Genomic DNA, 1,154 nt, shown 5'->3' with positions numbered 1-1,154 from the left:
TAGCTCACTCCCACGCTCGCACAGCCCGCATTGACGGCCATCTGCAAGTCGTGGGTAGTGTCGCCAATCATCAAGAGGCGCTCGGGCGCCACGTCAAACTCGGCCATCAGCTCCTGCAGCATCAGCGGATGGGGCTTGCCAGCGGTCTGGTCGGCAGTGCGGGAGCCGTCGAACACTCCGCGCAAGTCCACCGAATGCAGCGCCTCGTCCAACCCGCGCCGGCTTTTGCCCGTGGCCACGGCCAGCAGGTGGCCGCGCTCGCGCAGGTCGTTCAGCAGGGGCAGCACGCCCTCAAACAAGCTCAGGTCGCCCTGGTGCTGGATGTAGTGAAAGCGGTAGCGGTTGCCCAGCTCGGCGTACTTTTCGGGCGACACATCCGGCGCGGCATGGGCCAGCGCCTGCATCAGGCCCATGCCGATCACATAGGCGGCCTCTTTGTCGGTGGGCACGGTGCCACCCACATCACGCACTGCCGCCTGAATGCAGCGCACGATGATGGCGGTGGAATCGAACAGCGTGCCATCCCAGTCAAAGGCGATGAGATCGAAGCGGCGCGGACGGAGGTTTTTAGCGGACATGGAGAGAGGTTCTTCGCGCAGGATCGTCAGGCGGTGGGCACAAAATCGGCCAGCTCGGGGGGCAGCTCGGCGATCAGCTGCACACGCTCGCCCGAAGCGGGGTGGTTGAACTGTAACCGCCACGCATGCAGAAACATCCGCTTCATCCCCTGCTTCTGCAGGCGTTTGTTGAGGTCAAAGTCGCCATATTTGTCGTCGCCCACGATGGCGTGGCCCTGGCTGGCCAGATGCACACGGATCTGGTGGGTGCGACCGGTCTTGATGGTCACCTCCAGCAGCGACATCGCGGGCAGCCCCTGCTCGGGCCGTGCCGCAGCCGTGCTGCGCACCTTGACCAAGGTAATGGAGCGCATGCCGTCCGGGTCGTCGGCCGTGGTCACGCGCACGCGGCGCTCGCCATCGGCCTGCAGGTACTTGTGCAGTGGCAGGTCAATGACCTTTTTGTTGGCAGGCCAGGCGCCGGTGACCAGCGCCAGGTAGGTCTTGCCCGTCTCGCGCTCGCGGAACTGGTCCTGCAAGTGAGTGAGCGCTGACCGCTTCTTGGCCACCAGCAGGATGCCCGAGGTCTCGCGGTCC

The 1,154-nt window shown here is 65.1% G+C and carries 2 protein-coding genes; both read right to left on the bottom strand.

What is annotated here, in order from left to right:
* Positions 1 to 578 (bottom strand): HAD family hydrolase (locus DBR12_RS13430; protein ID WP_108617761.1); only part of this gene is annotated, 578 nt, incomplete at its 3' end.
* A gap of 26 nt (positions 579 to 604) precedes the next feature.
* Positions 605 to 1,154, bottom strand: a 550-nt coding sequence (locus DBR12_RS22860; RefSeq protein WP_233244468.1) for an RluA family pseudouridine synthase, incomplete at its 5' end; no start/stop codon positions are given.

This window comes from Acidovorax sp. HMWF029, from assembly GCF_003060895.1.
In the GTDB taxonomy this organism is placed as follows: domain Bacteria; phylum Pseudomonadota; class Gammaproteobacteria; order Burkholderiales; family Burkholderiaceae_C; genus Acidovorax.
Note: the sequence above shows the minus strand (reverse complement) of the source record. Positions and strands in the feature narration are given on the sequence as shown.